Origin of the sequence: Burkholderia sp. MSMB1498, assembly GCF_001526245.1 — a bacterium.
GTDB classification, from domain to species: domain Bacteria; phylum Pseudomonadota; class Gammaproteobacteria; order Burkholderiales; family Burkholderiaceae; genus Burkholderia; species Burkholderia savannae.
The window spans coordinates 155,907-179,094 of sequence record NZ_LOYJ01000124.1 but is presented as its reverse complement, the minus strand read 5'-3'; the positions used below and the strand labels follow the sequence as shown (position 1 = coordinate 179,094).

Sequence of the window (23,188 nt, the reverse complement as noted above, 5' to 3'; positions counted from 1 at the left end):
GCAGCGCCGGCCGTCTCGCACGGGCCGCCGGCGCTGCGCGCTCGTGCCGCGATCAGCGCGGCACGCTCACCCGCATCTCGCTCAGCAGATTGTCCGCGTGATCGAGATGATGCATCACCCACAGCATGTAGCGAACGTCGACGTGGATCGATCGATCCATGTCCGGCATGTAGCGCCAGCCGGAGCTCACGCCTTCCCACGTGCCGTCGAACGCGAGGCCGACGAGCCGGCCGTTCTTGTCGAGCGTCGGCGAGCCGGAGTTGCCGCCCGTGATGTCGAGATTCGCGAGAAAGTTGACGGGCAGCGTGCCGAGCGCCGGCGACGCGAAGCCGTCCAACGCGCGCTTGCGAATCGCATCCAGCTGCTCGGCGCTCGCATTGAACGGCTCGACGCCCGTCTGCTTTTGTGCGATGCCGTCGACGGTCGTGAACGGCGCATAGCGAACCGCGTCGCGCGGCGCATATCCCTGAACCGTGCCGAACGTCACGCGCAGTGAGCTGTTCGCGTCGTGATAGACGGGGCGGCCGCGCGATTGCTCGAACGCGATCAGCGCGGTCATGTAGCGCGCCCGCAGCCGCGAATCGTCGGCGGCGATCGCCTTCTGCTCGCGCTCGTACGCGAGCAGGTCCGGCATCAGCGCGCGCATCAGCACGAGCCAGCCGTCGTCGCTCGCGGCGATCTGCGCGGGCGTCGCGTCGAGCCAGCGCATTCGCGTCGCGGTATCGGCGAGCTTCGAGCCGCGATAGAGATCGGCGACCTTGCTCGCGATCGACGCATCGTCCGACGCGCCGGCGAGCCAGCGATCGAGCGCGGCGAACCGCTGGCCGGCCGGCAGCTTCATGTGGCGCTCGAGCGCATAGACGAGCATCTGCTGGTCGACGGCCGGATTCATCGTGCGTTCGAGCCGCTGCGCCTCGCCCGCGATGCGGATCTCGTCGCGCTTCTGATAGCCGGTCTCGCGCTCGATGTCGTCGGCTTTCTGCTTTTCGTCGGCGAGCCGGACGATCTTGTAGGACGCCTGATACAACCCGACGTTCGACAGCAGCTCGCTGACGAAATCGCGCTCGCGCAGCGCGTTGCGCCGCGCGACGAGCTGCCGGAGCGCAGCGAAATCGGCCTTCAGGCCCGCGCCGTCGAGCTTGCCGCTTTCGGGCCGGGCGGCGAGCCAGCGATCGAGCGCGGCCTCGTCGGCGCGCTTGTCCGCGAGCGCGGAACTGTGCGCGAGCCCGTCGAGGTTGCCTTCGAAATTCTTCATCCTGTTGTTGAGCCCGGCGACGCGGTTCGCGTAGAGCACGCCGACCGCCGGATTCTTCTTGTTCGCCGCGTCGATGATCGCGAGGTTATCCTTCGCCATCCCGATTTCGGTCGGATAGCGCCAGTCGATCGCGTTCTGCAACTCGTCGGCGAGCCGGTAGCGCTCGGTGCGCCCAGGGTAGCCCGCCACCATCACGAAATCGCCCGCGTTCACGCCGCCCGGATTGACCGTCAGCCAATGCGCGGGGCGATACGGTACGTTGTCCTTCGAATACGGCGCGGCGCTGCCGTCCTTCGCGACGTACGCGCGCAGGAAGGTGAAGTCGCCCGTGTGGCGCGGCCACGTCCAGTTGTCGACGTCGCCGCCGAACTTGCCGATCGACAATGGCGGCGCGTAGACGAGCCGCACGTCGCGCAGTTCGCGCTGCCGGATCAACTGGTAGCTGTAGCCGCCGCTGAACGTGTAGACGTCGCAGCGGTAGCCGGGCTGTTCGCAGTCCCGAACGAGACGCTTCCTCGCGGCGTCGATCGCGACGTAGCGCGCGTAACCCGCCATGCCAGGCGTGAGCGCGGCTTCGATCTTGCCGGTGACGTCGCTGATCCGCTCGGTGACGTACACGCGCTGAGTCGGGTCGGCGGGCAGCTCGTTGCCGCGTTGCCGCGCGAGAAAGCCGTTTTCGATCAGGTTGTTCTGCGGCGTCGAGTTGTATTGCAGCGCGCCGTAGCCGCAGTGGTGGTTCGTGACGATCAGCCCGTCGGGCGACACGAACGACGCGGTGCAGAAGCCGAGGCTGACGACGGCGTCCATCGGCCACGCGGTCAGCGTCGAGAGCGTGTGCGGGTCGAGCGCGAGGCCGCGCTGTTCGAGCGTATCGGCGAGGCCGGGAAGCTGGGGCGGTTGCCACATGCCTTCGTCGGCTTGGGCGGCGCTCGCTGCGAGCGCACAGGCGAGAAGCAGGGAGCGGGCGACTGACGGTGCGGGTGACGCGGGTGATCGCATGTGTTCCTCGGATGGTTCTTCGCATGCGGGCGCCTGCGCGCGGATCGGCGCGCGGGCGGGCGGTGCCGTGCGGCCGGGTAGGCCGCGGCGGCTCAAGCTGACGAAGCGAAAGCTGGGTGCAGCGCGCGGGGCTTCGCCGCGCGACAGTGTAGCGGCTGTGCGCGCATTTTCAATTTTCGCTCGTCGATCGAGCGATGCGCCGATGCGCCGATGCGCCGATGCGGCCCGCGTTCGGGCGCGCGAGAAGCGGCCGCCGAGAGCGGCTCGCCGCCGCCGTGCGAAGCGCCTCTATTCCGCTGCGGCCGTCTCGGTCGCCTGCGCGAGGCTCAGCACCGTTTGCGCGATCGACTGCGTGGTCGCGAGCGTGTTGATCACGCCGGAGCGCAGCGCGCCGAGGATGCCCGTCGCCTTCGTCGGCTCGCTCGCCGTTGCGATCACGTTCGGAATTCGCTTCAGGTCTTCGAGCGTGAGGCCGATCACGCGGCCGCGCAGCATCGTCGTCGCCGGGCGGCCGTGGATGTCGATGAAGTCGTAGCCCATGATGTCGCCGACCGCGCCCGCGCGCTTCGCCTCCGCCATCTCCTCGGGCGTGAACCAGCCCATGCGGACCATGTTGCTGTCCTCGAGGATGTCGCCGATCCCGACGAGCGCGATCGACGCGCGGCGCGCCTTGTCGAGCGACTGGCGCACGACGTCGTTCTCGAGCAGCGCGGAGAAGAGTCGCGCATCGTTGACGAGCGCGGGCGCGTACAGCGTCTCGCTCTCGCCGCCGAAGCGCGCGGCGAGGCGGCGGCAGATGTGATCGGCGTTCATCGTCTCGCCGCCGCGATACGAGCCGCCGATCGCGGACACGAACGAGCAGTTGCGCTGCGTCGTCGACACCGCGTGGCGCGACACCGCGCTCACGTTGCGGCCCATGCCGACGGCGACGATCGCGCCGTCGGCGAGCACGCGGTCGAGATAGCTCGCGACGAGGCCCGCGAGCAGCTCGCGCTGGCTGTCCTGATCCTTGTGGTCGACCGAGATGATCGCGCGCTGGATGCCGAAGCGCGCGACGAGTTCCTGCTCGAGCTCCTGCACCGCGCGCGGATGATGGCGCACGCGGATCTCGACGATGCCCTCTTCGATCGCGCGCTTGAGCAGCCGGCCCACCTTCGGGCGCGAGATCGCGAACTTCTGCGCGAGTTCTTCCTGGGTCAACCCGTCGACGTAATAGCACTTCGCGAGTTGCGTGAGTTCTTCGTTCGTCATGTCGTTATCGAGTGGGGCGGCGCGCGGCGCGGCGTCATGAACCGCAGTGCGCGTCGTTCGGGCCGGCCTGGGTGAGGCCGGTCCGGCGTTCGTAGTCGGCGATCCGCTGCACCTTCGGCTGCGAGCGGCCGCCGTCGAATTCTGCCTTGAGCCACGCGTCGACGATGCTGTTCGCGAGCTCGGTGCCGATCACGCGCGCGCCCATCGTGATGATCTGCGCATCGTTGCTGCGCCGCGCGCGCTCGGCCGAATAGGTGTCGTGACACTGCGCGGCGCGGATGCCCGGCACCTTGTTCGCGGAGATCGCGACGCCGATGCCCGTGCCGCACAGCAGGATCGCGCGCGGGAACTCGCCCGCCGCGACCCGCTGCGCGACTTCGATCGCGATGTCGGGATACAGCACCGCCTCGTCCGCGCTGTGCGTGCCGAAGTCGGCCAGCTCGACTTCGGGATGCGCCGCGCGCAGGTGCCGCTTGATCGACTCCTTGAGCGCGTAGGCCGCTTCGTCGCAGCCGATCGCCACTTTCATGGTGGACCTCCGGAGGGCAGGGTGAGATGCGCAAATGCGCAGGGTTGAGCAATTATAAAGGTCTGTCTGAACATTTGGCAAAGGATGAAATTTTGCTCACTGATCGCATTACATTGAATATTTCCATCAAAATCAACAGAGTATGGGTATTTTGGCGATGGTGGCTAGCGTTTACCAGTAATTGACACACCAAAAAACCGATGATTACCATGCCGTCACGCTGTATCAAATCATCGTGAATGAACAAAAGTTCAGTCACCATCCGGGATACGACAGTGACTCCTGTTCTGCTCGAAGCAAGTCAGGTAGCGAAGCGGTTCAACGGCGTGAGCGCATTGCGCGACGGGCGATTGAGCCTCATGGCCGGGCGCGTGCACGCGCTGTGCGGCGGCAACGGCACCGGCAAATCCACGTTCCTGAACATCCTGATGGGGCTTCTGCGTCGCGACGAGGGCACGATCCGGCTGAACGGCCGCGACGTCGATTTCGCGTCGCCCGCCGAGGCGCTCGCGAACCGCATGGCGATCATCACGCAGGAGTTGTCGCCCGTGCCGGGGATGACGGTGGCCGAGAACCTGTACCTCGGCCGCGAGCCGACCCGCGCGCGCATCGTCGTCGACTTCCGTGCGCTGACGCGCCGCGCGCAGGCGCTGCTCGACCGCCTCGGCTTCGCGATCGACGCGGGCGCGCCGATGCATCGGCTGAGCCTCGCGCAGACGCAACTCGTCGAGATCGCGAAGGCGTTCAGCCACGACTGCCAGGTGATGATCATGGACGAGCCGACGTCGGCGATCGGCGAGCGCGAAACCGAGACGCTGTTCGCCGCGATCCGCAACGTCACCGCGCACGGCACCGGGATCATCTACGTGTCGCATCGGCTGAGCGAGCTGTTCGATATCGCCGACGACTACACGGTGTTTCGCGACGGCGCGTATGTCGAGAGCGGCAGGATGGCCGACATCGATCGCGCGCATCTCGTGCGCGCGATCGTCGGCCGCGAAATGCCCGCTGTCGACAAGGCGCGCCGGCCCGCGCACGGCGAGCCTTGCCTGCGGGTCACGGGCCTCGCGCGCGCGGACGAATTCGAAGACGTGAGCCTCGACGTGCGGCGCGGCGAGATCCTCGGCATCTACGGGCTGATGGGCTCGGGCCGCAGCGAATTCCTCAACTGCGTGTACGGCTTGACGCGGCCCGACGCCGGCGCCGCGACGCTCGGCGGCGCGCCGCTGCCGCAGGGCGATCCCGCGCGGGCGATTCGCGCGGGCATCGCGCTCGTCACCGAGGACCGCAAGGATTCGGGCCTCGTGCTGACGGGCAGCGTGCAGGAGAACATCGCGATGGCCGCGTACCGGCGCCTGTCGCGCGGCGGCGTGATCCGGCGTTCGCGCGTGCGCCGCCTCGCGCAATCGATGGTCGAGCGGCTGCGGATCAAGGCCGCGTCGCTGCGCATGCCCGTGTCGGCGATGAGCGGCGGCAACCAGCAGAAGGTCGTGCTCGCGAAATGCCTGTCGACCGAGCCCGTGCTGCTGCTTTGCGACGAGCCGACGCGCGGCATCGACGAAGGCGCGAAACAGGAAATCTACCGGCTGCTCGATGCGTTCGCGCGCGACGGCGGCGCGGTGATCGTCGTGTCGTCGGAGGCGCCCGAGCTGCTGTATCTGAGCGATCGCATCGCGGTGTTCAAGGGCGGCCGCGTCGCGGCGATCTGTCCGGGCGACGGCGCCACTCAGGAATCCCTGCTCCATCTCGCTTCATGAACAAGACCATGAATACCCAGACCCTGTCCCGTCTCGATGCGGCGCCGAAGCGCGTGAATGTCGCCGAGCTCGCAAGCCGCTTCGGCATCCCGATCATCTTCGTCGCGCTGTGCGTCGTGCTCGCGTTCGCGAGCCCGTACTTCCTCACGTGGCGCAACTGGAGCGACATCCTGCGGCAGACGTCGATCAACGGGATTCTCGCGATCGGCATGACATACGTGATCCTAACCAAGGGCATCGACCTGTCGGTCGGCTCGGTGCTCGCGCTCGCCGGCATCGTGAGCGGCCTCGCCGGCGCGGCGGGGCACGGGCTCGCGGCGTCGCTCGCAACTGGCGTCGCGTGCGGCGCGGCGCTCGGCGCGATCAACGGCGTGACGATCGCGCGCTTTAACGTGCCGCCGTTCGTCGCGACGCTCGGGATGCTCAGCATCGCGCGCGGCGTCACTTACATCGTCAACGACGGCAGCCCGGTCGCGAACCTGCCCGACGATTATCTGTCGCTCGGCGTCGGCAAGCTCGGCCCGCTCGGGATGCCGGTGCTGATCTTCGCGGCGGTCGCGCTCGCGTGCTGGTGGGTGCTGCGCTACACGACGTACGGCCGCTATCTGTATGCGGTCGGCGGCAACGAGAAGAGCGCGCGCACGTCCGGCATCGGCGTGCGCAAGGTCGTGTTCTCGGTGTACGTCGTGTCGGGCGCGCTCGCGGGCCTCGCCGGGATGATTCTCGCCGCGCGCACGACGTCCGCGCTGCCGCAGGCGGGCGTGTCGTACGAGCTCGATGCGATCGCGGCCGTCGTGATCGGCGGCACGAGCCTGTCGGGCGGACAGGGCGGCGTCGTCGGCACGCTGTTCGGCGCGCTGCTGATCGGCGTGATCAACAACGGGCTGAATCTGCTCGGCGTGTCGTCGTATTACCAGCAGATCGCCAAGGGGCTCATCATCGTGCTGGCCGTGCTCATCGACGTGGCCCGCAAACAGCAGCGCTGACGCAGCGCATTCCCATCCGGACGGAGGAGACGACAATGCAAACACGAAAGACCTGGTTCGGCCGCTTCGCGGCCGCCGCGGCGCTCGGCGCGACGCTTGCGATCACGGCGGCGCCGGGCGCGGTGCACGCGGCGAGCGGACCGTATCGCGTCGGCGCGGCGGTCTACGGGATGAAAGGCCAGTTCATGCAGAACTGGGTGCGTGAGATCAGGGCGCATCCGGCCGTGAAGAGCGGCGCGGTGCAGCTCACGGTGTTCGACGGCAACTACGACGCGCTCACGCAGAACAACCAGATCGAGACGATGCTCACGCAGCAGTACAGCGGCATTCTGTTCGTGCCGATCGACACGAAGGCGGGCATCGGCGTGGCCACGCGTGCGGCCGCGTCGGACACGCCGCTCATCGCGTCGAACACGATGCTCGCGACGCCGAAGGTGCCGTACATCGGTAACGACGACGTCGAGGGCGGCCGCCTGCAGGCCGAAGCGCTCGCCAGGCAGATCGGCGGCAAGGGCAACGTCGTGATCATCCAGGGGCCGATCGGCCAGTCCGCGCAGATCGATCGCGAGAAGGGCGAGATGGAAGTGCTCGCGAAGTATCCGGGCATCAAGGTGATCGAGAAGAAGACCGCGAACTGGTCGCGCGCGGAAGCGATGAACCTGATGGAAGACTGGCTCAACGCGCATCCGAAGCAGATCAACGGCGTGATCGCGCAGAACGACGACATGGCGCTCGGCGCGCTGCAGGCGGTCAAGAATCGCGGGCTCACGCCGAAGGACATCCCGATCACGTCGATCGACGGCATGCCCGACGCGATCCAGGCGGCCAAGCGCGGCGAGATCACGACGTTCCTGCAGGATGCGCAGGCGCAGTCGCAAGGCGCGCTCGATCTCGTGCTGCGGCAGTTAGTCGGCGCGAGCTACAAGCCGCAGTCGGTGATCTGGCAGCGCTACGCGAAGGATCTGAAGTGGGACGGCGGCACCGCGAAGCGCTACATCCTGCCGTGGGTGCCCGTCACGCCGGTGAACGCCGATCAGCTGTACAAGCAGGTCACGGGCGGTTGAGCGAGGCGGCCATGACGAATCTCTGGGACAGGGCGTTCGATCTGACGGGCCGCGTCGCGCTCGTGACGGGCGGCGCGGCGGGCATCGGGCACGCGTGCGCGAAACTGCTCGCACAGCGCGGCGCGAGCGTCGCGCTCGTCGATCGGCATCCCGAAACGATGCGGATCGCCGCGATGCTCGAAGGCGGCGCCGCGCGCCATAGCGGGATGTCGCTCGACCTGCGCGACTGCTCGGCCGCGCAGGCTGCCGTCGAGCTCGTCGCGTCGCGCTTCGGCGGCGTCGATCTGCTCGTCAACAGCGCGGGCGTCGCGCTGCTCGACAAGGCGCTCGACGTCGGCGAGGCCGCGTGGGACGCGACGATGGCGATCAACGTGAAGGCGTCGTTCTTCGTCGCGCAGGCGGTTGCGCGGCAGATGATCGCGGGCGGGCGCGGGGGGCGGATCGTCAATCTCGCGTCGCAGGCGAGCGTGGTCGGGCTCGACAGGCACGCCGCGTATTGCGCGAGCAAGGCCGCGATCGTCGGGATGACGAAGGTGCTCGCGCTCGAATGGGCGCCGCACGGGATCACCGTGAACGCGGTGTCGCCGACGATCGTCGAAACCGAGCTCGGCAAGCAGGCGTGGGCGGGCGAAGCCGGCGAGCGCGCGAAGCGCGAGATTCCGGCCGGCCGCTTCGCGCAGCCGGACGAGATCGCCGCGCTGGTGCTTTATCTGCTGAGCGACGCGGCCGCGATGATGACGGGCGAGAACGTCGTGATCGACGGCGGCTATACCGCGCGTTGAAGCGGCGGCCGAGCCGCCGTCTGAACAACCGACCGACGAAAACATAGGAGACGTTGCATGTCGTCGATAGCCGAAGCGCCGCCGCAACGCGCGGCCGAGCGCAGCGACGCGGGCGCGCTGCCCGCCACGATGCGCGCCGTGGTCTGTCACGGCCCGCAGGATTACCGCCTCGAGCAGGTGCCCGTGCCGAAGCCGGGGCCCGACGAGATTCTGACCGAAGTGGAGCGCGTGGGCATCTGCATGGGCGACATCAAGACGTTCCGCGGCGCGCCGTCGTTCTGGGGCGACGCGGTGCAGCCGCGCTACGTGAAGCCGCCGATGATTCCGGGCCACGAGTTCGTGTGCCGCGTCGTCGCGCTCGGGCCGCTCGCCGAGCGGCGCGGCGTGAAGATCGGCGATCGCGTGATCTCCGAGCAGATCGTGCCGTGCTGGGGGTGCCGCTTCTGCGGGCACGGCCAGTACTGGATGTGCCAGAAGCACGATCTGTACGGATTCCAGAACAACGTGCACGGCGCGATGGCCGAGTACATGATCTTCACGAAGGAGGCGATCGTCCACCAGGTGCCCGATTCGATTCCGGTCGACGAGGCGATCCTGATCGAGCCGCTGTCGTGCTCGCTTCATGCGGCCGATCGCGCGAACGTCGGCTTCGACGACGTGGTCGTCGTGGCGGGGGCGGGCACGCTCGGGCTCGGCATCATCGGCGCGGTGCGGCTGCGCCATCCGAAGAAGCTGATCGTGCTCGACATGAAGCCCGAGCGCGCGGCGCTCGCGCTCGGAATGGGCGCGGACGAAGTGTGGAATCCGGGCGAGGAGAACGTGATCGAGAAGATCCGGTCGATCACGGGCGGCTACGGCTGCGACATCTACATCGAGGCGACGGGCCACCATCGCGCGGTCGGTCAGGGCCTCGCGATGCTGCGCAAGCTCGGCCGCTTCGTCGAGTTCAGCGTGTTCAACGACGACGCGGCCGTCGACTGGTCGATCATCGGCGACCGCAAGGAGCTCGACGTGCTCGGCTCGCATCTCGGCCCGTACATGTACCCGCGCGCGATCGAGTTCATCGGCTCACGCAAGATCGACGTGCGCGGCATCGTCACGCACACGTTCCCGCTGTCGCGCTTCGCGGACGCATTCGCGGTGATGGAGCGCGGCGAGCAATCGTTGAAGGTCGTCCTGGACCCACGAGGTTAATGCATGAATCGTGTCATCAATCATCCCGACTACGTCGTCGAGGATATGCTGCGCGGGATCGCCGCCGCGCATCCGGAGCTCACGCTCGATGCGGACAATCCGCGCGTGATCGGCGTCGCACGGCCGGCGGCGGGCAAGGTCGGCGTCGTCACGGGCGGCGGCTCGGGCCACGAGCCGGCGTTTCTCGGCTACGCGGGGCCGGGGCTCGTGGACGCGGTCGCGGTCGGCGAGATTTTCTCGTCGCCGACCGCGAAGAGCTTTCTCGACGCGTTCCGGCGCGCCGATCGCGGTGCGGGCGTCGCATGCCTGTACGGCAATTACGCGGGCGACAACATGAACGTGAAGATGGCGATCAAGATGGCGGCCGCGCAGGGCATCTGCGTGAAGACCGTCGTCGCGAACGACGACGTCGCGTCGGCGCCGCGCGACGAACGCGCGAAGCGTCGCGGCGTCGCGGGCGAGATCCTGATGTGGAAGGCGGGCGGCGCGCGCGCGGCGGCGGGCGGCGATCTCGACGCGGTGATCGCGAGCGCGCGCAAGGCGATCGACAACACGCGCTCGGTCGGCATCGGGCTGTCCGCGTGCACGATTCCGGCGAACGGCAAGGCGAATTTCCACATCGCCGACGGCGAGATGGAAGTCGGCATCGGCCACCACGGTGAGCACGGCGTGCGCGTGATGCGCACGGTGAGCGCGAAGGACATGGCCGCGATGATGCTCGACATCGTGCTGCCGGATTTTCCGCTCGAACGCGGCGAGGAGGTGGCCGTGCTCGTGTCGGGACTCGGCGCGACGCCGCTGATGGAGCAATATATTCTGTATGCCGAAGTAGCGGAGCGGCTCGCGGCTGCCGGATTGAAGATCGGCTTTCGCCTCGTCGGCAATCTGTTCACGTCGCTCGAGATGATGGGCGTCACGCTGACGATCACCCGGCTCGACGACGAGCTGAAGCAACTGTTCGCCGCGCCGTGCAGCAGCATCGGCCTCACCGTTGGAGGCCGCGCATGAACGCCGCCACCCTTCAGAGCCTGCCGCTCGCCGGCGCCGGTTTCGTCGTGCGCGAGCTCGTCGACGTGATCCGGCGCAATCGCGATCAGTTATCCGAAATAGACGCGGCGATCGGCGACGGCGATCACGGCATCAACATGAGCAAGGGCTTCGGCCAATGCGGCGAGCGGCTCGACGCGCGCGGCGCGACGAGCCTGCCGGATGCGCTCGATATGTTGTCGACCTCGCTCCTGGACGGCATCGGCGGATCGATGGGCCCGCTTTACGGCAGCTTCTTCATGGATTTCGCCGTGGTGCTGAAGGGGCGCGACACGCTCGACGCGACACTGTTCGGCGAAGCGCTGTCGGCGGGGTTGGCGGGCGTGCAGGCCATCAGCGACGCGAAGGTCGGCGACAAGACGCTGATCGACACGCTCGCGCCGGCCGATGCCGCGTTTCACGAAGCGCTGCGCGCGGGCGACGATTTTCGCCACGCGCTCGCCGCGATGAGCGCGGCCGCGGAGCGCGGCAAGGAGTCGACGCGCTGGCTGCAGGCGAGGATCGGACGGGCGGCGCGGCTCGGCGAGCGGTCGGTCGGCACGCTCGATGCGGGGGCGGCGTCGTGCTGCCTGATTCTGTGCAGTATCGCGAGCTCGATCGGCGCGCGGCTGAACTGACCGGGCCGAACTATCCGGATAAGCCGCCGCGTCGGCGCTGGAGCGCCTTGCGAAAGAAGACCGCGCGCTCGGTTTCGGCGAAGCCGAGCGCGCGATGCAGCGCGTGCGACGCGGCGTTCTCGAGCGGCGCGTCCGACGCGAATTCGGCGCAGCCGCGCGCCTCGCCCCACGCGGCGGCGGCCGAGCACAGCGCGCGCGCGACGCCGCGGCGGCGCGCGGCCGGAGCGACGAAGATGCCTTCGAGAAACAGCACGGGCGACGTATCGCAGCCGTTCACGTAGTCGCGCCGAACAGCGACTTCGGCGAAGCCGAGCGCGGCGCCATCCGCCGCCGATGCGATGAAGCAGGCATGTCGATCCGGCGCGCCGAGTTGTCGCGCGATGTCGCGCGCGTGTGCGGCGTCGTCGGCATGCGGCCACAGCGCGCACCGAAGCCGACGCCATGCGTCGTCGTCGGACGCCTCGGCGGCGCGAATCGTGAAATGCGCAAGCGAGTGCGTCAAGTTGCCGCAGCCGCCGCGCGTGCGGCGTTCACCGCTTGCGCGACGCGCTCGACGAATTCGCGGTCGACGCTCGTGATCGCCTCGCGCTTGCCGTCGGGCATGTCGACGATGAGCCGATGCGTGACGTCCTGCGTGGTCCACGCGAGATAGCCGACGACGACGAGCATCACGCCCGCGACGAGCGTCGCGCTCGAGCCGAGCGAGCCGCCCGCGACGGCGGCGGCGACGCCGATCAGCGAGATCGCGTACGGAACGATCTTGTTCTTCCTGACGGTGAGAACCTCGACGCCGCGAATCTCGCGCAGCGCGAAGATTTGCCCGGCGGCGGACAGGCCGTTGCGCGTGACCATGACGCCGTGTTCGTTGAAGGCGTTTTCCATCAAAAGGGTGTCAATCGAAAACGCGCAGCGTAGCAGATTTGACCGATGCGCGAACGAGGCCCGCTGACGCACGACGCCGACATCGGGAACGCGCGTCGCGCGCGGCGAACGGGCGAATCGGCAAGGACTGCCGGCCACGGCGGCGGGAACGCGGCCTGGCCGGCGCGGTTCGCGAATGCGACGAACGGGGAGCGGCTCGCGAGCGCGGCGGGTCACGCCGGCTCATCCGGCGAAGCGGCGAAGCGGCGAAAGAAGGGATGGAACGTGAAAAGCGAGGGAAGAGAGAGGCAAGCGCGCCGGCAGCGAGCGAAAGCCGCGCGTTGGCGCGGGAGCGCCGAAGCGCGCGCGGCCGGGGCGTGCCGCGACGTGTGCGCAGGCCCTCGTCGCGCCGAGCGGCGAACGAAGCCGCGGCGCTTGTCAGTAGAGCGCGGTGCCGCCTTCGTACAGACGCCCGGGCACGTGCGACGCGACCGCCTCGGCGATCTCCGCCTCGGTGCTCTCGGCTGGCACGACCTGGCGGCGCGCGGGCGCATCGAGATGCATCGTCCATTCGACGAGCCGATACGGGCGCCCCCACGGGCGCTGCATCGCAACCGACACGCGGCAGCTTTGCACGGGGAACGCGTGTTCGTGCGTGAGTAACGTGCGCAGGCCGCTGAAAACGGTATCTTCGACCATCGTTTCCTCCGATCCTGTCTTGCGTTGGACGGTCTACGCCGCCGCAATCCGGGTAAAAAAAATGCCGCCGATGCTCAGGCGGCCAACAGGGGGGGTGTGAGCATCCTCTCAACCCAGAATTAAACGAAACTTAAAAGCAGCAAAAAAAGCGCCCCGCACGAGGCGGGGCGCTTTTGCCGTAGTGTGCCGCGAGTTGTCGAGCGAATGCTCAGAACTTGTGGCGGATACCGACGCGCGCGGCGATCTGGTTCTTCGAGCCGGTGCCCGACGTGTTGAAGTAGCTCGTGCTCGAGCCGATCTGCGCTTGCAGGCCCTTGCCCGACGCCTGCTGATAGACCGCGAGCAGGTAGACGTCGGTGCGCTTGCTGAGCGCGTAGTCGAGCGCGCCGTTGACCTGGTTCCAGTGGCCCGAGTTCGCCCCCGACACGCGCGAGTACGTGTAGCCGACGCCCGCCGACAGCGCCGGCGTGAACGCATACTTGCCGCCGGCTTCGTATGCGTTGTACGTCGTGCTGCCGCCCGTGACCGGCTCGAGGCGCGTGTTCGTCCACAGCGCCCAGACGGTTGCCGGGCCCCAGATGTAGCGGCCGCCGACGCCGAGGCTGCGCAGGTCGCGGACGTTGTTGATCGTCAGGTTCGCGATGTTGGTCGTGAACGCCGGCGTCGATTGGCCCGGATAGCGGATGTCGGTGTACGCGGCGCCGAGGCCGATCGGGCCGTTCGCGTAGTTCAGGCCGAAGCTGTACGCGCGCGACGAGCCGGGCGTCGTCGTCGTGCCGTTCGTCGTCGCCGGCGCGCCGGCGAACGACGTCGAGTTCGAGAAGCCGTACAACGCGCCGAACGTGAAGCCCGAGTAGTTCGCGCTCTGGAACTTCACCGCGTTGTTGATGCGGCTCGACGTCAGCTGGTCGATGTCGTTCACGTGGTACGCGTAGTTGCCCGCGACCGTGTTGCCGCCCGTCGAGTAGTTCGAGCCGAGGATGTCGGTCGAGAACGAGTACTGACGGCCGAACGTCAGCGTGCCGGCGTCCTTGTGCGACAGGCCGACATAGGCCTGGCGGCCGAAGATCGCGCCGCCCTGGCCGATCGTGCCGTTGCCGCTGTTGAAGCCGTTTTCGAGCACGAAGATCGCCTTCAGGCCGCCGCCGAGGTCTTCTGCGCCGCGCAGGCCCCAACGGCTGCCCTGGGCGATGCCGTCGTCGTACTTGAAGAGCTTGCTGCTGCCGTTGGCGCTCTTGCTGTGGTTCACATAGCTGACGCCGGCGTCGATGAGGCCGTACAGCGTGACGCTGCTTTGTGCGTGAGCCGCGCTCGCGGTCGCGGCGAGGATAGCGGTGGTCAACAGTTTCTTGTTCAAGGCAAATCTCCGAGCAGTAAGAATGTTTGCGGTTCCGCTGCGCTCTTTAAGGCGTTTGGAAGGGGAACGGAAGCGCACTGTATCGACGGGGCGCTTAATGAATATGACAATTGCGGACATGTTCACGGTGTGTCGCGCCCACGCCACACGTGATGATGGCGACTTGCGCCGGCCGCGTTATACCGATTTGGCCGGTTGATTGACCGGGCGCAGGAATATATGTATGAAAATTGCTTGGTTTGTCCCTTCGACGCCACATGCGACGATGCGCGCTTTCCACATGACGGGATGCGAGGACAAGCCATGCAACGATTTGTTTCGATCTTCCGCCGGGCGGCCGGCGGCGCGGCGTTTGCAATCGCGGCGACGCTCGCGCACGCGGGCGGCCCGGCGCTGAAGATCGGCACGATGAGCGGCCCGGACGCGCAGATCTGGACGGAGGTGACGAAGGTCGCCGCGCGCGACGGGCTTGCGATCAAGGTGATCGAATTCAACGATTACGTGCAGCCGAACGCGGCGCTCGACGCCGGGGATCTCGACGCGAACGGCTTCCAGCACCAGCCGTTCCTCGACAGCCAGATCAAGCAGCGCGGCTACAAGATCGTGAGCGTCGGGCTCACGTACACGTCGCCGATGGGCTTCTATTCGAAGAAGCTCAAATCGCTGAAGGATCTGCCCGTCGGCGCGAAAATCGGGATTCAGAACGATCCGTCGAACGGCAACCGCGCGCTTCTGCTGCTGCAGAAGTACGGGGTCGTCAAGCTGAAGCCGGGCGCCGGCGCGAACGGCGTGAACGCGACGCCGCTCGACGTCGCCGAGAATCCGAAGAAGATCAAGCTCGTCGAGCTCGACGCCGCGCAGCTGCCGCGCGCGCTGCCGGATCTCGACGCGGCGTCGATCAACACCGACTACGCGGTGAAGGCGGGGCTGTCGCCGGTGAAGGACGCGATCGCGATCGAGGACCTGAAGGGCCCGTACGCGAACCTGATCGCGGTGCGTGCGCAGGATAGGGACAAGCCTTGGGTGAAGAAGCTCGTCGCCGCGTACGAATCGGACGACGTGCGCAAATTCATCGAAACGAAATTCAACGGTGCGATCATTCCGGCGTTCTGACGAACGAGGCCGACAGGGGCGGGCGGCGCGCGAAGCGTGCGCCCGGAAGCATCGCAGCGAGCGGTGCTCATAAAGGCTCGGGCGGGACGCGCCCGTCCATTCGAATAGAGCCGGTAAGCAACTCGCCCGCATTGCGCGGGCGAGTTTTTTTCACGTGACGGTTCGACGCACCGCCGCCGCTCGCGTGCTCAGGCCGACAGCAGCGATCCACTGCGGATCGGCGTCGCGCCGGCGATGCGCGCGACCTCCATGCCGGCCGTCGCGAAGCGCGCGATCTGCCGCGCGTACAGCACGCCGGACACGCTGCTCTTGAGCGTGACGACGCGGTCGGTCAGCGGATCGACGATGTCGGCCACTTCCTGACCCGCTTCGATCCACACGCCGACCGGCGTGCGGAACACGATCACCCCCGACATCGGCGCGACGAGCGGATCGGTGCCCGCGAGCGGCGTCGCCGCGAATTCGAGCGGCGGCTGCGGCGCGGGCGCGCCGTCGATCGCGCCGCGCAGCGTCAGGTATTCGATCAGCGCCTGCGCGTCGTGCTCGGCGAGCTCGTACGACACGTCGCGCTCGCTGCGCAGCTCGACCGTCACCGAGATCGTGCCGTTTGGAATCGGATGACGCTCGCCGAAGCGATGGCGCAGCTCCGACCAGCAGAAGCTGTGGATCTCGTCGAACGGATTGCCCACCGAGTTCAGCGCGAGCAGCGACGCCTTCGCGCCCAGATAGCGCGACAGCGGCTCGACGTCTTCCCACAGGTCCGGATTCGTGTAGATGTGCATCACCGCGTCGCAGTCGCAATGCAGGTCGAGCACGATGTCGGCGTCGTGCGACAGCCGCTGCAGCGCGAGCCGCTGCGATTCGAGCTCGGTGCGCGGCTGCTGCTCGTCGAGCGCCTCGCGCATCGCGCCGCGCACGGCGGCGAGGTTCGCGGCCGCGTCGTGCGTGAGGCTGCCCTCGATGCGCGGGATCACGAGCGCCGCGAGGTCGTGGAAATTGCGGTTGAAGTTCTGCATCGAGCCGAGCTCGAAGCGGCCGAGGTGATCGCCGAACACGTGCTGCGCGAGGCCGATCGGATTCGCGACCGGCACGACGACGATCTCGGCGCGCAGCTTGCCCGCCGTCTCGAGCGCCGCGAGCTTGCGGCGCAGCAGCGTCGCGACGAGCATGCCGGGCAGCTCGTCCGCGTGCAGCGACGCCTGGATGTACACCTTCTTCCCGCTGCGCGGGCCGTAATGGAAGCTCGTGATGTGGCGCGCCGTGCCGACGGCCGGCGAGATCAGCGGATGGGTCTGCGTTTGCATGATGGGAATGAGCGGCGCAGCCGCCGCGCGTCGTTCGATGTCGGTGAATCAATGATTGTACGTGGATCGTCGCGGATGCACCAAACCTGTGCTGTATGCGCACGGTTTTTCTGTTCAATCAATGACTTGCGTCGAAATTCGCGCATTCGGCGGATCAAAATTATGGCGATTTTTTAATCGATACACTGTTGGCCGCAGCGGGTGCGGGGCGTCGATTTTTTTTAGCGTGAGCGCGCGTGCGGCGAAGGCGCGGCCGGGGGGCGATCCGATGACAGTGAGCGAACTGCAGTTGACGGGCAGCCGGGCGGGCTTGCCGGGCGCGCGCGAGACGAGCGCCTACTTGCCGTACGTCGACGGCCTGCGCGCATGGGCGGTGCTGTCCGTGGTGCTGTACCACCTGGACGCGCGCTGGCTGCCGGGCGGCTTTTCCGGCGTCGATATCTTTTTCGTGATTTCCGGCTTCGTCGTGAGCGCGTCGGTCGCGAACCGGGGGCCGATGTCGTTCGGGCAATTTCTTTTGTTTTTTTACGCCCGGCGCATCCGGCGAATTCTGCCGGCGCTCTTCGTGGTCTTGCTCGCGACCGGCCTGCTCGCGGCGCTCTTCATCCCGGCTTCCTATCTGAGCGACAGAAACCAGAAAACCGCGCTGCTCGCATTCTTCGGCTCGAGCAACGTGATCCTCGGCGCGACGGGCGGCGATTATTTTTCGCCGAAGGCGGAATTCAACCCGTATACGCATACCTGGTCGCTCGGCGTCGAGGAGCAGTTCTATGCGATTTTCCCATTGCTGTTCTGGCCGTGGATCGCGGGCAGGGACCGCCGATACGTGTCGACCGCGCTGTTCGCGGCCGGGCTCGGCGCGTCGCTCGCGTGGGCGCTCTGGACGGGCCCCGCGCGGCACGCGCAGGCGTTCTATTTCATCTTCGGGCGCTTCTGGGAACTTGCCGCGGGCGTCCTGCTTCATCAGTGCATGGCGTGCTTCGGATTCGCGTCGGGCAAGCCGGCGCGATTGCCGGCGACGCCCGCGATCCGGGCGGGCGCGTGGGCGTCGGCGGCCGCGGTGCTGGCCGGATTCGTCGTGTCGAGGCCGGCGCTCTATCCGTTTCCCGGCGCGATCGTTCCCGTCGCCGGCACGCTGGGGCTGCTCGGCTTGCTGCACGGGCGCGGGCATGCGGGACCGATCTCCACGGCGCTCGAGAACCGGGCGCTGCGCTTCGTCGGCAGGATTTCCTATTCGCTTTACTTGTGGCACTGGCCGATCTTCGTCGTGCTTCGCTGGACGGTCGGGCTCGATTCGGCCAGCAGCCGCGCGTGCGCGCTGGTGCTCGCGTTCGCGCTGTCGGCCGCGTCGTATCGCTTCGTCGAGACGCCGTTTCGGCGCGGAGCATCCGCGCGGCGGGCGCCGCGCTTCGTCGTGCTCGCGTGCACGACGGGCGCGATGGCGGCGGGCGCGGCATTCTCATCGATGCTGGCCGCCGCGCAGCCGCAGCTATCGCTCAGCACCGTCGCGCGAAATCGGCTCGACTGGTATCCGTACGGCGCCGACACGAACGCCGCGTATCCGGGTTGCGTCGCGGATGTCGACAGCGCCGACGTCGACGGCGGCAAGCTTTGGATCTATTCGCGCAAGCACTGCGACCTGCGGCCGGCAAGCCGGCATCGCGTGTTCGTGATCGGCGATTCACACGCGATGGCGTATGCGGGCATGTTCAAGCAGTTCGTCGTGCGCACGGGCATCGCCGTCTATTCGTACAACAACGCGGGATGTCCGTTCGTCAGTCTGCAGCCGTGGCGCGAGCGCGGCGATCCCGGATGCCGCCGGTACGGCGACGCGGCGCGGCTGGACATGCTGTCGAAGCTCGAGCCCGGAGACGTCGTGTTTCTTCCGTCGCTTCGCCTGCCGCGGCTGACCACGCAGTGGGCGTTCGTCGGCGACGAAGCCGCGCGCCGCCTGATGTTCGGCGGCGATGCGGCCGAGCAGCGCGATCGGGCCGTTGCGGCCGCCATCCCGGTATTGCGGGACATCGAGCGACGCGGCGCGCGGATCGTGCTCGAAGCGCCGCCGCCGGTTTTCCGGATGGTTCCGTACCGCTGCTCGGACTGGTTCAATCGACGCAACGCGATCTGCGCGCACGGCCCGCTCGTCGGCCGCGGCGAGATCGACGAACTGAGGGCGCCCGTGCTGGAATCGTACGCGCGGATCGCCGCCCGGGTGCCGGACGTCCGCACGTGGGACCCGCTGCCGCTCCTGTGCGGCGCGAAGACGTGCTCGGCGTACGACGGCGGGCGGCCGTTGTTCTTCGACGGCGACCACATCAGCGGCTATGGAAATTCGCGCGTGCTTCCGGGTTTCGAGGCGTTCATGCGTCAGATGATGGGCGCTGCGTAGCGAGTTGCTTGCGCCGTGCCGATCGGATCGAGGCGCGAGGCGCGAGGCGATCGCGAGCGCCGACGGTCGATGAAGGGAAGGCGCGCCGCGATGGGCCGTCTCGATAGCGCGACGTGACGAGACTCGCGACGAGCCGGCGCGGCAGGTGGATGAAAAACGGGCGGACAAAAATCGCGCAGACAAAAAGCCGGCAGACAAGAAGCCGGCAGGCGAAAGGCAAGCTGTCGGCGGCCGCTTCGTCGGCAGACTCGCGCGCCGGGACATTCCGATCCGGCTCACGTCGAGCGGCTCCGCTGTCCGACGGCGACGCGTGCCCGATGGCGACGCGTGCCCGATGGCGGACACCGGCGCGGCCGCGCGCAAAAAAACGGGCTTCGCCGCGAAGCGAAGCCCGTTTTCGCTGCGAACCGCGGCGGCGCGCCCTGCCGGACGCGCCGCGCGCGAGCCGGCTTACTTGCCGTACACGTTGAAGTCGAAGTATTTCTTCGCGATCTTGTCGTACGTGCCGTCCTTGCGCATGTCGGCGATCGCCTTGTCGATCTTCGCCTTCAGATCGGTGTCTTCCTTGCGCAGGCCGATGCCCGCGCCTTCGCCGAGCGTCTTCGGATCGTCGAGGTCCGAGCCGGCGAACGCGAAGTCCTTGCCGCGCGGCGTCTTCAGGAAGCCGATGTCGGCCTGCACCGCGTCTTGCAGCGCCGCGTCGAGGCGGCCGGCGATCAGGTCGGCGTAGACCTGGTCCTGATTCTGGTACGGCTGGACCTTCACGCCCTTCGGCGCCCAGTAGGTCTTCGCGTAGGTTTCCTGGATCGTGCCTTGCTCGACGCCGACCGATTTGCCCTTCAGCGAATCCGCCGTCGGCATCACGTTCGCGCCCTTCTTCGCGACGAGGCGCGTCGGCGTGTTGAACAGCTTCGACGAGAACGCGATCTGCTCTTCACGCTGCGGCGTCATCGACATCGACGACAGCACGCCGTCGAACTTGCGCGCCTTCAGCGCGGGGATCATGCCGTCGAAGTCGTTTTCGATCCACACGCATTTGGCTTTCACACGCTTACAGATCTCGTTGCCGAGATCGACGTCGAAGCCGACCACTTTGCCGTCCGGGCCTTTCGATTCGAAAGGCGGGTAGCTCGCGTCGACGCCGAAACGGATCGTCGACCAATCCTTCGCCTGGACGCCGCCTGCTGACACGGCCAGCAGGGCCACGGTCAAAGCCGCCAAGAATTTTTTCACTGTTATTCCTCGTGTAGTTCGATGGTTGCGCGCGGTCGTGCCGCGGATGCGCTTGCTGCCCGGCGCGGCAGCGGCCGGGCTGACTGGTGCCCTCGTCCGGTGCGGGGGACGAGCGGTGCGCCAAGCTTACCAAGACAAAATAGCGCGAGGCTGCCTAGTGGAAGACCCGATAGCGGTCCGGCGCGCGCCGAGGCGGTTTGCGCGGCACGGCGCGACGTTGCCGCTCGAGGAATGATTTACGTCAACGTTTCGTCGGCCGCCTGGCGAAGACATGCGATGAACTGCGTGACGGCGGGCGTCGGCAGCAGGTCGCGGCGCGACAGGATCGACAGGTCGTAGCTCGGCAGCGTGTCGTCGAGGCGCGCGGCGCGAATGCCGAGCGGCGCGACCATCGCCGCGAGCGGCTTCGTGAAGCAGCCGATCACGTCCGAGCGCGCGACGAGCCCGAGCGTCACCGCGAACGACGACGGCGCGCGCAGCAGCCGCTGCGGCAGCGGCAGCCCGTGCGCGTTGAACATCGACATCATCACGCTGTGCGGAAAGTGATCGGCGCCGACCGTGACGATCCATTCGGCGTCGAGCAGCTCCGACAGCCGCCGCGCGCCCGCGAGCGGATGGCCTTCGCGCATCGCGACGACGAACTCCGTCGAGCACAGCGGCAACTGCGTGAAGTCGCGCTCGAGCGCGGGAATGTGATGGATCGCGGCGATGTCGAGCTCGCCGTTGCGCAGCCGCGCGAGCGCGTCGGGCACCGTGACTTCCTCGAGCGACAGGCTCACGCGCGGCATCGTCGCGCGAAACTTCATCACCGCGCGCGGCAGCGCGGTCAGCGCGATCGACGGCATCGTGCCGACCGCGACGCGCCCGGACAGCTCGCCCCTCACCTGCTCGACCGCCTCGACGGTGCGGCGCATGTCGCCGAGCAGTTGTTCGGCGCGCGGCAGCAGCGCATGGCCGCACGCGGTGAGCTCGACGCCGCGCACGCTGCGCACGAGCAGCTCGGCGTTGAGCGCGCTTTCGAGCTCGCGGATCGTGTGCGTGATCGCGGGCTGCGTGACGCCGAGCTCGCGCGCGGCGGCGCGCAGGCTCTTGTGGTGGGCGGTGGCGACGAACGCCTGCAGTTGCTGGAGCTTCATGGCGGCGAGGGCGGGTGATAAACGTAGTTTATCGCGGTGAAAAAAACTGCATCTTATTGAATCGTTATGGCGTGGCTATAGTGGCCCGCTTCTGCGCGTCCGATTGTCCGGGCGCCGCCGTCACGGAGCCTTCGATGAACGACGCACGCTTGACCGGGGTCGACGACCTCGCCCCGCTCGCCGACGAATTGCGCGAAATCCGCCATCGCATTCACCGCCATCCGGAGCTCGCGTACGAGGAGCTCGAGACCGCCGCGCTCGTCGCCGGCAAGCTCGAGGCGTGGGGCTGGCAGGTGGCGCGCGGCGTCGGCGGAACGGGCGTCGTCGGCACGTTGCGCGCGGGCGACGGCGCGCGCCGCGTCGGCGTGCGCGCGGACATGGACGCGCTGCCGATCGTCGAGGCGACCGGGCTGCCGTACGCGAGCGCCGTGCCCGGCAAGATGCACGCGTGCGGCCACGACGGCCACACGACGATGCTGCTCGGCGCCGCATGGCGGCTCGCGCAGACGCGCAACTTCTGCGGCACCGTCCATCTCTATTTCCAGCCGGCCGAGGAGCACGGCGTCGACAGCGGCGCGAAGCGGATGATCGACGACGGCCTGTTCGAGCGCTTCCCGTGCGACGCGGTGTTCGGGATGCACAATCATCCGGGCGTCGAGCCGGGCGTGTTCCTCACGCGGCGCGGCGCGTTCATGTCGGCGGGCGACAAGGCGGTGATCGAGATTCACGGCGTCGGCGGCCACGCGGCGCGGCCGCATCTCGCGGTCGATCCGATCGTCGTCGCGGCGAGCATCGTGATGGCGCTGCAGACGATCGTCGCGCGCAACGTCGATCCCGCGCAGCCTGCCGTCGTCACGGTCGGCTCGCTGCACGCGGGCACCGCGAACAACGTCATTCCGAACGGCGCGCGGCTCGAACTGTCGGTGCGCTCATTCGATCCGGCGGTGCGCGCGCTGCTCAAGCGCCGCATCGCGGCGCTCGTCGACGCGCAGGCGGCGAGCTACGGCGCGACGGCGAGCGTCGAGTACATCGAAGGCTATCCGGTCGTCGTCAATTCGGACGACGAAACCGATTTCGCCGCGCAGGTCGCGAAGGAACTGGTCGGCGAGCGCAACGTCGTCGAGCAGGCCGACATCCTGATGGGCAGCGAGGATTTCGCGTTCATGCTGCAGCGGCGGCCGGGCTCGTTCGTGCGGCTCGGCAACGGCGCGGGCGAGGACGGCTGCATGGTGCACAACCCGAAATACGACTTCAACGATCGCAATCTCGTGATCGGCGCGGCGTTCTGGGCGCGGCTCGTCGAGCGGTATCTCGGGCGGTAGGCGTGCGCGTCGGCGGCGCAGACGCGTTTGCGGAGCGCCGGTGGGGCGGCCGGGCGGCAAATCGGCGGATTGGTGGATCGGCGGATCGGCGGATCGGTGGATCGGTGGATCGGCCGGGTGCGCGGTTCGCGACTGATGCGCGGTGCGCACGGGCGGGCGTTGCCGACCGACGCGGGCGGCGCGCGCGACGCCTGGACGGTTGCCGCGCGCCGCTTCCGCCGATTCGATGGCTTCGATGCCGGCTCGCCGGACTTCGTTGCTTGGTGTCGCTACGCGTCGCTTCGAATAGGCCG

At 67.9% G+C, this 23,188-nt stretch carries 20 protein-coding genes; 10 read left to right on the top strand and 10 right to left on the bottom strand.

Annotation, left to right across the window (positions count from 1 at the left end):
- Positions 1-52: 52 nt before the first annotated feature.
- The 3 genes from WS91_RS29775 to rpiB all read right to left on the bottom strand — a co-directional run bounded on the left by WS91_RS29775 (position 53) and on the right by rpiB (position 4,034).
- A complete protein-coding gene (locus WS91_RS29775) occupies positions 53-2,161 on the bottom strand; it encodes a S46 family peptidase (protein ID WP_231752110.1) in 2,109 nt (702 codons plus the stop codon).
- Positions 2,162-2,542: 381 nt separating this feature from the next.
- Positions 2,543-3,505 carry a sugar-binding transcriptional regulator gene (locus WS91_RS29770; RefSeq protein ID WP_038753067.1) on the bottom strand — a complete coding sequence of 321 codons (963 nt, stop codon included), beginning with the start codon at positions 3,503-3,505 and terminating at the stop codon, positions 2,543-2,545.
- A gap of 34 nt (positions 3,506-3,539) precedes the next feature.
- On the bottom strand, positions 3,540-4,034 hold the full coding sequence (gene rpiB, locus WS91_RS29765; RefSeq protein WP_038753069.1) for a ribose 5-phosphate isomerase B: 495 nt from the start codon (positions 4,032-4,034) through the stop codon (positions 3,540-3,542).
- Positions 4,035-4,273: 239 nt separating this feature from the next.
- Between rpiB and WS91_RS29760 the strand changes: the two genes are divergently transcribed.
- The 7 genes from WS91_RS29760 to dhaL are packed head-to-tail and all read left to right on the top strand — an operon-like array spanning position 4,274 to position 11,481.
- Positions 4,274-5,791, top strand: a complete 1,518-nt coding sequence (locus WS91_RS29760; protein WP_059575502.1) for a sugar ABC transporter ATP-binding protein — start codon at positions 4,274-4,276, stop codon at positions 5,789-5,791.
- Positions 5,788-6,777, top strand: coding sequence for an ABC transporter permease (locus tag WS91_RS29755; RefSeq protein ID WP_197422295.1), 990 nt, complete (start codon positions 5,788-5,790; stop codon positions 6,775-6,777). The genes WS91_RS29760 and WS91_RS29755 overlap by 4 nt, the downstream gene beginning before the upstream one ends.
- Positions 6,778-6,812: 35 nt before the next feature.
- Entirely contained in the window at positions 6,813-7,841 is a 1,029-nt protein-coding gene (locus WS91_RS29750; RefSeq protein ID WP_059671541.1) for a substrate-binding domain-containing protein, read from the top strand.
- A gap of 11 nt (positions 7,842-7,852) precedes the next feature.
- Positions 7,853-8,623, top strand: a complete 771-nt coding sequence (locus WS91_RS29745) for an SDR family oxidoreductase (RefSeq protein ID WP_038753077.1) — start codon at positions 7,853-7,855, stop codon at positions 8,621-8,623.
- A 57-nt stretch (positions 8,624-8,680) separates the two neighbouring features.
- Complete coding sequence (locus WS91_RS29740; protein WP_038753079.1) at positions 8,681-9,817, top strand: MDR/zinc-dependent alcohol dehydrogenase-like family protein; 1,137 nt, start codon at positions 8,681-8,683, stop codon at positions 9,815-9,817.
- A 3-nt stretch (positions 9,818-9,820) separates the two neighbouring features.
- Complete coding sequence (locus WS91_RS29735) at positions 9,821-10,825, top strand: dihydroxyacetone kinase subunit DhaK (protein WP_059671540.1); 1,005 nt, start codon at positions 9,821-9,823, stop codon at positions 10,823-10,825.
- Positions 10,822-11,481: a dihydroxyacetone kinase subunit DhaL gene (gene dhaL / locus WS91_RS29730; protein WP_059575498.1), complete on the top strand. Its 660-nt coding sequence runs from the start codon at positions 10,822-10,824 to the stop codon at positions 11,479-11,481. The genes WS91_RS29735 and dhaL overlap by 4 nt, the downstream gene beginning before the upstream one ends.
- A gap of 10 nt (positions 11,482-11,491) precedes the next feature.
- On the opposite strand, the gene aac(6') is transcribed toward dhaL, so the two are convergent.
- The 4 genes from aac(6') to WS91_RS29710 form a co-directional block, all read right to left on the bottom strand.
- On the bottom strand, positions 11,492-11,983 hold the full coding sequence (aac(6'), locus tag WS91_RS29725) for an aminoglycoside 6'-N-acetyltransferase (protein WP_059671539.1): 492 nt from the start codon (positions 11,981-11,983) through the stop codon (positions 11,492-11,494).
- Positions 11,980-12,363: a DUF6232 family protein gene (locus WS91_RS29720; protein WP_059575493.1), complete on the bottom strand. Its 384-nt coding sequence runs from the start codon at positions 12,361-12,363 to the stop codon at positions 11,980-11,982. The genes aac(6') and WS91_RS29720 overlap by 4 nt, the downstream gene beginning before the upstream one ends.
- 417 nt (positions 12,364-12,780) lie before the next feature.
- Positions 12,781-13,041 (bottom strand): DUF2866 domain-containing protein, encoded by a 261-nt coding sequence (locus WS91_RS29715; RefSeq protein ID WP_038753088.1) that lies wholly within the window; start codon positions 13,039-13,041, stop codon positions 12,781-12,783.
- 208 nt (positions 13,042-13,249) lie between these two features.
- Positions 13,250-14,398: a porin gene (locus WS91_RS29710; RefSeq protein ID WP_038753090.1), complete on the bottom strand. Its 1,149-nt coding sequence runs from the start codon at positions 14,396-14,398 to the stop codon at positions 13,250-13,252.
- Positions 14,399-14,701: 303 nt separating this feature from the next.
- Here WS91_RS29710 and WS91_RS29705 point away from each other — a divergent pair, with 303 nt between their 5' ends.
- Entirely contained in the window at positions 14,702-15,511 is an 810-nt protein-coding gene (locus WS91_RS29705) for a MetQ/NlpA family ABC transporter substrate-binding protein (protein ID WP_038753092.1), read from the top strand.
- Between the two features lie 188 nt (positions 15,512-15,699).
- Here the strand turns inward: WS91_RS29705 and WS91_RS29700 are convergent, their stop codons facing one another.
- Positions 15,700-16,815: a succinylglutamate desuccinylase/aspartoacylase family protein gene (locus tag WS91_RS29700; RefSeq protein WP_038753106.1), complete on the bottom strand. Its 1,116-nt coding sequence runs from the start codon at positions 16,813-16,815 to the stop codon at positions 15,700-15,702.
- Between the two features lie 268 nt (positions 16,816-17,083).
- Here WS91_RS29700 and WS91_RS29695 point away from each other — a divergent pair, with 268 nt between their 5' ends.
- Positions 17,084-19,204 (top strand): acyltransferase family protein, encoded by a 2,121-nt coding sequence (locus WS91_RS29695; protein WP_059671565.1) that lies wholly within the window; start codon positions 17,084-17,086, stop codon positions 19,202-19,204.
- 450 nt (positions 19,205-19,654) lie between these two features.
- On the opposite strand, the gene WS91_RS29690 is transcribed toward WS91_RS29695, so the two are convergent.
- Positions 19,655-20,437 (bottom strand): ABC transporter substrate-binding protein, encoded by a 783-nt coding sequence (locus tag WS91_RS29690; protein ID WP_038753094.1) that lies wholly within the window; start codon positions 20,435-20,437, stop codon positions 19,655-19,657.
- A gap of 236 nt (positions 20,438-20,673) precedes the next feature.
- Positions 20,674-21,573 carry a LysR family transcriptional regulator gene (locus WS91_RS29685; RefSeq protein ID WP_059671538.1) on the bottom strand — a complete coding sequence of 300 codons (900 nt, stop codon included), beginning with the start codon at positions 21,571-21,573 and terminating at the stop codon, positions 20,674-20,676.
- A 134-nt stretch (positions 21,574-21,707) separates the two neighbouring features.
- On the opposite strand from WS91_RS29685, the gene WS91_RS29680 reads away from it, so the two are divergent.
- A complete protein-coding gene (locus tag WS91_RS29680; protein ID WP_038753109.1) occupies positions 21,708-22,895 on the top strand; it encodes a M20 aminoacylase family protein in 1,188 nt (395 codons plus the stop codon).
- The last annotated feature ends 293 nt before the right edge of the window (positions 22,896-23,188 follow it).